Source organism: bacterium (genome assembly GCA_035419245.1).
In the GTDB taxonomy this organism is placed as follows: Bacteria; Zhuqueibacterota; Zhuqueibacteria; order Residuimicrobiales; family Residuimicrobiaceae; genus JAKPUX01.
The window spans coordinates 172,091-179,015 of sequence record DAOLSP010000001.1; the positions used below are offsets into that span (position 1 = coordinate 172,091).

At 58.6% G+C, this 6,925-nt stretch carries 5 protein-coding genes; 2 read left to right on the top strand and 3 right to left on the bottom strand.

Going from position 1 to position 6,925, the window contains the following annotated elements; translation table 11 throughout:
* Positions 1-56: 56 nt before the first annotated feature.
* Positions 57-2,267, top strand: a complete 2,211-nt coding sequence (katG, locus tag PLH32_00695; protein ID HQJ63105.1) for a catalase/peroxidase HPI — start codon at positions 57-59, stop codon at positions 2,265-2,267.
* Positions 2,268-2,358: 91 nt separating this feature from the next.
* Positions 2,359-3,066 carry a peroxiredoxin gene (locus PLH32_00700; protein ID HQJ63106.1) on the top strand — a complete coding sequence of 236 codons (708 nt, stop codon included), beginning with the start codon at positions 2,359-2,361 and terminating at the stop codon, positions 3,064-3,066.
* Positions 3,067-3,148: 82 nt separating this feature from the next.
* Here PLH32_00700 and yedF read toward each other — a convergent pair whose 3' ends face one another.
* The 3 genes from yedF to PLH32_00715 all read right to left on the bottom strand — a co-directional run bounded on the left by yedF (position 3,149) and on the right by PLH32_00715 (position 6,731).
* Positions 3,149-3,484, bottom strand: a complete 336-nt coding sequence (yedF, locus tag PLH32_00705) for a sulfurtransferase-like selenium metabolism protein YedF (protein HQJ63107.1) — start codon at positions 3,482-3,484, stop codon at positions 3,149-3,151.
* A gap of 101 nt (positions 3,485-3,585) precedes the next feature.
* Positions 3,586-5,106 carry a right-handed parallel beta-helix repeat-containing protein gene (locus tag PLH32_00710; protein HQJ63108.1) on the bottom strand — a complete coding sequence of 507 codons (1,521 nt, stop codon included), beginning with the start codon at positions 5,104-5,106 and terminating at the stop codon, positions 3,586-3,588.
* Between the two features lie 254 nt (positions 5,107-5,360).
* On the bottom strand, positions 5,361-6,731 hold the full coding sequence (locus PLH32_00715) for a hypothetical protein (protein ID HQJ63109.1): 1,371 nt from the start codon (positions 6,729-6,731) through the stop codon (positions 5,361-5,363).
* Positions 6,732-6,925: the final 194 nt, after the last annotated feature.

Consider the following 6,925-nt stretch of genomic DNA (forward strand, 5'->3'; position numbering starts at 1 on the left):
AATAAAATCGATGCATCATTCATTCGTATGCACCCAAACCGATAAGGAGATCCCTAATGAGCGAACAATCCAAGTGCCCGGTGACGGGCCATTCGGCCATGCCCCCTGCCGGCAAAGGCACCTCCAATCGTGACTGGTGGCCCAATCAGCTCAACCTGAGCATCCTCCACCAGCGTGCGCCGGCCGCCAATCCCCTCGGCTCGGACTTTTTTTATGCCCAGGAGTTCAAAAAACTCGATCTGGCCGCGCTCAAGAAGGACCTCTACGCCCTGATGACCGACTCCCAGGAGTGGTGGCCGGCAGACTGGGGCCACTACGGTGGCCTCTTCATTCGCATGGCCTGGCACAGCGCCGGCACCTACCGCATCTCGGACGGCCGCGGCGGTGGTGGCACCGGCAACCAACGCTTCGCTCCGCTCAACAGCTGGCCCGATAACGCCAACCTCGACAAGGCGCGGCGCCTGCTCTGGCCGATCAAGCAAAAATACGGCAACAGGATATCCTGGGCGGATCTCTTTATTCTGGCCGGAAACTGCGCCCTGGAATCGATGGGCTTCAAGACTTTCGGCTTTGGCGGCGGACGCGAGGATATCTGGCAGCCTGAAGAAGAGACCTACTGGGGTTCGGAAAGGGAATGGCTGGCCACCAGTGACAAACCCGGGAGCCGCTACAGCGGCAATCGCGAACTGGAAAACCCTTTGGCGGCCGTACAGATGGGATTGATCTATGTCAACCCGGAGGGGCCGGACGGCAATCCCGATCCCGTCGCCTCGGGACGGGATGTTCGTGAAACCTTTGCGCGCATGGCCATGAATGATGAGGAGACCGTCGCTCTCGTCGCCGGCGGCCACACCTTCGGCAAGGCCCACGGCGCCGGCGATCCGAAACTGGTCGGGCCGGAACCGGAAGCCGCCCCCCTGGAAACCCAGGGCCTGGGCTGGATCAACAAGTTCGGCACCGGCAAGGGCGTGCACACCACCACCAGCGGCATCGAAGGCGCCTGGAAGCCCAAACCGACCCAATGGGACAACGGCTACTTCGACATGCTTTTCGGCTATGAATGGGAACTGGTCAAAAGCCCGGCCGGTGCCTGGCAATGGCTGGCTAAGGATGTCAAGCCGGAGCATATGATCCCAGATGCCCACGAACCTGGCAAAATGCACCGTCCGATGATGACCACCGCCGATCTTTCCCTGCGCTTCGACCCGATCTATGAGCCGATCGCGCGCCACTTCCACAAGGATCCGCAGGCCTTCGCCGACGCCTTTGCCCGCGCCTGGTTCAAGCTGACCCACCGTGACATGGGACCCAAGGCCCGCTACCTCGGCCCCGAGGTGCCGAAGGAGGACATGATCTGGCAGGATCCAATCCCCGCCGTCGACCATCCTCTCATCGATGCCCAAGATATCGCCGGCCTCAAGGCGAAAATCCTCGCTGCAGGCCTCAGCGTCTCAGAGCTGGTCTTCACCGCCTGGGCCTCGGCCTCCACCTTCCGCGGTTCCGACAAGCGCGGCGGCGCCAATGGCGCTCGTATCCGCCTAGCTCCGCAGAAGGATTGGGCGGTTAACCAGCCGGCGCAGCTGGCTAAGGTGCTCTCCGCGCTTGAAACCATTCAGAAAGAGTTCAACAGCGCGCAGAAGGACGGCAAAAAGGTCTCCCTCGCCGACCTGATCGTCCTGGGCGGCTGCGCGGCCATCGAAGCGGCAGCGAAAGCCGGGGGCCACGCTATCGAGGTGCCTTTTACGCCCGGCCGCATGGACGCCTCCCAGGAACAGACCGATGTAGCCTCCTTCGCGGTGCTCGAGCCCAAAGTGGACGGTTTCCGCAACTACCATCCGCAGGCCTATGCGCACTGCGCTGAGCATCTGCTCATTGACAAGGCCCAACTGCTGACCCTCAGTGCGCCGGAGATGACTGTCCTCATCGGCGGCCTGCGCGTGCTGGGCGCCAACGCGGACGGCTCCAGACATGGCCTCTTCACCTCGCGCGTTGGTGTGCTCAGCAACGACTTTTTCATCAACCTGCTCGACATGGGCACGGAGTGGAAACCCGCTTCCGCAGCGGGAGAGCTTTATGAGGGCTTTGACCGCAAGAGCGGCCAGCGCAAATGGAGTGGCACCCGGGTGGACCTGATCTTCGGAGCCAACTCACAGCTGCGCGCTATCGCCGAGGTCTATGCCCAGTCCGACAGCAAGGACAAGTTCGTGCGCGATTTCGTCGCGGCCTGGAACAAGGTGATGAATCTGGACCGCTTCGACCTCGCCTGAATCTAGTTCGATTGCCCGGATTTTCTGTCATCCATGGGCGGCTGGTGACCCCGGCCGCCTGAACCTTCACCCACTCACAAAGGAGCACCATATGGAAAACGAAGTCGTCTCATTGCCCCGTATCGGCGACAAGGCCCCGGCCTTCAAGGCTGTCACCACCCAGGGCGAAATCAATTTCCCCGACCAGTATGCCGGCAGCTGGGTCATTCTCTTCAGCCACCCGGCGGATTTCACGCCGGTCTGCACCTCCGAATTCATGACTTTTGCCACCATGGAGAAGCAGTTCAACGAGGCCAACTGCAAGCTGGTCGGCCTCTCAGTCGACGGCCTTTACAGCCACATCGCCTGGCTGCGCACGATCAAGGAAAAAATCGAGTACAAGGGCATGAAGAACGTTGAAGTGACCTTCCCCCTGATCGAGGATATCACCATGGAAGTGGCCAAGAAATACGGCATGATCCAGCCGGGCGAAGCCACCACCAAGGCCGTACGCGCCGTCTTCTTCATCGATCCCAAGGGTGTCATCCGCACCATCATCTACTATCCGCTCAGCCTCGGCCGCAATTTCGACGAGCTCTACCGCGTCCTGATCGGCCTGCAGACCGCAGATGCCTTCTCAGTCGCCCTGCCGGCTGACTGGCGCCCCGGTGATGATGTCATTGTCCCAACCGCCGGTTCCTGCGGCGTCGCTAAGGAGCGCATGGAAAACAAAAAGGATATGACCTGCTACGACTGGTTCTTCTGCACCAAGAAGCTGGCCAAGGAGCTGGTGCTAAGCACCATCCTGAAAAAGAAATAAGCACTTCACCCTCAAAGACCATAGCCCGGAAGGCCATGAGCCTCCCGGGCTATTCATTTAATACCGTATGGACAAAACGGCTTCACGGCCTGATGATCTTGTCCGCGGCCGCCATGACCTGTATCGTCATGTCCATGTTGCCGATCTCGCCGATCTGTAGCTTTTCGGCAAGATGGAGATGATCCAGGCAGGTGCCGCAGGTGGCGATGCGCGCCCCTTTCTCCGCCAGTTTTTTCAGACTCTCCAGCACCTCGCTGCCTTCAGAGGTCAGATAGACCCCCGAATTAACACATCCCACCAGATCGACCTGGACATCGGAGGCGGCCAGCTTTTCCAGAAAGAGTTTGAGCAGCTTTTTACCCAATGCGGGGTCGCCTCCGCTGCCCATCTGGTCAGAGTTCAAATAGAGTAAGGTCATGGGGTTTACTCCTCGCTTAAAGTGTTTCTTTCGCTTCAATCTACGACTTGTTTTCGAATAGGCTCCGGCCGCAGCATGTATCTAGGAGAAATCCCGGAGTTTCATTTGGCCAGAACCAGCCGCCCGGTCGCTTTCAAGTCACCGGCCTGCAGCCGGGCCATGTAGATGCCCGCAGCCAGACTCTCCGGCCGCCAGCGCTCGCGCTGTTCACCCGCGGGGCGCCAGCCCTCGACGAGATCCGCAACCATCTGCCCGCGCAGATTGTAGATGCGCAAGCTGACATACTCCGGCTTGAGCAGGGCATAGCAGATCGTGGTCTCCGGATTGAAGGGATTGGGATAGCTCTGCACCAGCCGGAATCCTGCGGGAGCCGCTTCGTGCTCGGCAATCTGTAACCGGAAATCGGACTCGAACGCTCCGAGATCTGGGGCTGCACCAAGGAAGGGGAGACCGAGGTCGATGCCCCCGTCGATCAGGTCACTGCCGAGCGCCAGGTGCATGAAGGGGAGATCCGGCAGGGAGCCGTCCGCCTTGCGCGGAGCCGCAGCTAGGGCAGGATCAATGCTGATGAAATCATCAGCGGTAACGGTAAAAGGCGGTAGCCAGCTGTTGTTCGACTGGAGGGCGAATGCGCCCAGCTCCGCGCTGCCGTTGAAAGAGAGGCAGTTTTTCACGGTCAGGAGTTGACCGGCGGCCAGCGTTTTGGTGATGCGGTAGTTGGCGGTGCCATTACCGTAGCCGGTGCAGTTGTAGAGGGTCATCGAGCCCACGTTATTGTTCTGGTCGAAGCCCTTGGCCTTGCAGTTGAAGGCGAGGCAATTGGTAAGGACGAAATGATGCATGAGCATGTCGCGGTTGCTGTTGTCACCCCCGCCCATCTTGAAGCCGTTGCCGTTGGCCTGGGAGCCGGGATCGCTGCCGTCCTTAAGCCAGCCGTTGCCCCAGGTCCAGCAGTTCTCGAGGGTGGTGGTGACGTTGGTGGCGCCGCGCATATAGCCGTCCCAGCCGTCATCGCAGTTGCCCCAGGCGCGACAGCCGTAAAACGCGTTGCCGCTGCCGACGTCGAGTTTAGGCGCGAAACCGTCAGCGTCGCCATAGTCCGGCGGATCGGCATTATGGTATGAGTCGCAGTTGATGAAACGGTTATCGTGAGCTCCGGCCGAGAGCTGGACACCGGAATCGCGGCATTCGAAAAAGCTGCAGTTCTCGATGGTATTGAAGGCGCCTGTGGTCCCGGTGATCTGCAGGCCGTTGTCACCGGCCCCCTTGAGGTCGAAATCCCGGACATGCCACCAGCTCGCCTTGAGGGTGAAGGCCCGGCTGCCCAGGGCCTCCTTTGAGAAATCGAGGAGGGGGCGTTCGCCCGGGTAGCCCATGAGGCAGGAGGGGCGGCTTTCCGTGCCGCTCTTGTCGGCGCCGATGGTGATGTTGGCGGTCAGCTCGTGGGTGCCGCCGCGGATGAAGATGGTGTCGCCCCCGGCGGCCTTGATGACTGCCTTGGGGATGGTCCTGAGGGGCTGGGCGAACGTGCCCGGATTGAGGTCGCTGCCGCTGGTGGAGACATAGAGGGCGGCGCGGGCGAGGGAGGCAAAAAGGAGAATCGGGAAAAGTGCCTTATTCATTCTGTTGCTCTGTCCTGGAAGATGAATGGCTGAATTCTGATTGACAGCTATTATTAGCCATTTTCCCGGTCAGATTCAAGCAATATCTTCCAGTAACGGAGACCGTTTTCCCAGTCTCCCCTAGTAAATAAAATGCCCCGTCTCCGGAAGAGATGGGGTATTGCAGAATACAACGCCGATTCAAGCTTCTACCACGATACCGCCGGTCGGCCGCTATGCAGCCGCCGGGCGGACTCCGCGATCAACCGTTTCTGTCAGTGCGCTTTCACCCAGTTGAGGATTGGCGTCCAGACCAGGGCTTCGGCGTTGTGTGCCATGAACAGATCGATGTGGCCAAAATCAATCGCCTCTTCACCGGCCGGATGGAGACGGACAATCAAGTTCTGCACGTCCGTGCTGCCGAGAAGGGTGGTGGTGTAGGGTGTGAGGTCGCCCATTCCGCCGGCGGCAGCGACATTAAAAACAGGCACCGTGATCGAACCAAGATTATCGTCCCAGGGCACCGGCACGGCATCGCTGATGATGGCACAGTAATCCAGCTCGAAATGGTCGGCCTCGTAAGGCACCGAATCGATGAGAAAATCAATAGCTTCAGCCTTGGTCAGGTACTGCAAATCAACTGGAAACTCGCTTTCCATGATTCCGGCGAAGTAATGAAAAATGATTGGCGGGAGAACTGGAGCCGCACAGAAGTACATGGCCACCTGAAGATTGGTGAATCCCTCGATCAAAGCCGAGGCGCCATCAGGGTTATCGCGCGCTGCTTGTCCAGCCAGAGGGAAAAGCTGAACCTCGACATAGTCACCTGCATCAACCTTTGCCTTGTAAGATTGATAGGCTGTGGCCAATGCTTCGACACCCTTGGGATCGTTGCATTTATACGGACAATCGACCGGGATCCAGCCTGCGACGACCCGCTTGTTCTTGGCCAGCTTGGCCTCCTCATTGAGCAAGGCGTATCCAGTCAGCACACCGCTGCTGTACCCCGATAAATTAAGTGCATTATTGCCGCAGCCCGAAAAGGTGCGGGCAAAACGGGCAATCTCCATGGCGAAGCGCAGATTGGAGACCTGGTTATCGATGCCCCAATCCTTCATGAAGGTAAAATCGGTGACACTTGCGGGCACCAGAGTCCAGTTCTGGTCGATGCCCCAAACATCGATATCATTGCGGGCAAGAAAAATGGCGATGCCAAAATCGTCCGCCACATTCGGAGTGCGCACCCCGTTGAGGAACATGCCGGTGAAATCCTTGGAATCGCCGTGCTGCAGGAAGAGGTTTTTCTTGGTTTTAATCGGTTGGCCGGTCTTCGTTTCCTTGACTACGCGGTGAATGCCAATTACATCGTAAGTCCCGACACCCACCTTGACCTGAAAGGAGTAGTGGACGATGTCCCCGGTTAATACCTCGCGCTTGAAAAAAGGCAAAGCCTTGGGTGTATATTTTTTCGCGGTTGCGGAAGCATCCGCTTCCCAGGCTGATGCCTTCATCAGATCCAGGGCAACCGCCTCACTTTCTCCCGTCACAACGGTGGTGCCGCTTTCCGGGCCCGTCGAATCCTTCTCACAAGCCAAAGCCAGCATTAGGATAACGCAGCATCCGAGCAGACAATGCAAAATCTTCATGGCTCCCCCTCTCGTCTTTTACGTGAAATGCGTTGAATGGAAGGCTGTTGGGATGCCCCCCTCTCGCATCCCAACCTGCAGAACGACAAGACGCCCCCTCGTATCTCTATCAAGATAAGCAACGCATTCTGAAAATGCTAACACAGGAGTGACAATCTATAACAAAGAAGTGATAGAGTGAGTTTAGATCTGGG